1 protein-coding gene is annotated in these 393 nt (G+C 37.7%); it reads right to left on the reverse strand.

Going from position 1 to position 393, the window contains the following annotated elements; all coding sequences use genetic code 11:
• Positions 1-19: 19 nt before the first annotated feature.
• The gene (locus CVN76_RS02100; RefSeq protein WP_100530167.1) at positions 20-286 is read right to left on the reverse strand and encodes a CPCC family cysteine-rich protein; all 267 of its coding nucleotides are present in this window, start codon (positions 284-286) and stop codon (positions 20-22) included.
• Positions 287-393: the final 107 nt, after the last annotated feature.

The raw sequence follows: 393 nt of genomic DNA on the forward strand, positions 1-393 counted from the left end.
ACGCACCTGTTAGCTTTCTCTAAATAAACGGTTTCCAGTTAGGGTCTTTTATCTCTTTCTCATTTGGTTTTCTTACAAACTCAATACAGCCTTCTTCGCATGCCCCAAACTTTACGAAGTTTTTTTGTGCTTGCCTTAATGAAACTTCATTAGCCCCGCCTTCGTAATCAGGGTCTCGAAATTGAACACCATCATCTTCCCAAAAGCATATTTTGCAAATTGCATATGTATCGGTTGGTTCTTCATCTAATGTTTTATATCCACAGCAAAGACAAGTATATTTCATACAATCACCTCGATACTTTTTATGAATTTTACCATACTTTCTTGTTCAACTAACCTGCCCCTTTACTTCCACAAGAAAAAGCTGCCTTAAAGACAGATCGGAAGAGC

The sequence above is a fragment of the Bacillus sp. mrc49 genome (genome assembly GCF_002803435.1).

Bases quoted from the DNA above. Each gene is read 5' to 3' on its own strand.
- CVN76_RS02100 (WP_100530167.1), bottom strand. From the start codon at position 286: ATGAAATATACTTGTCTTTGCTGTGGATATAAAACATTAGATGAAGAA.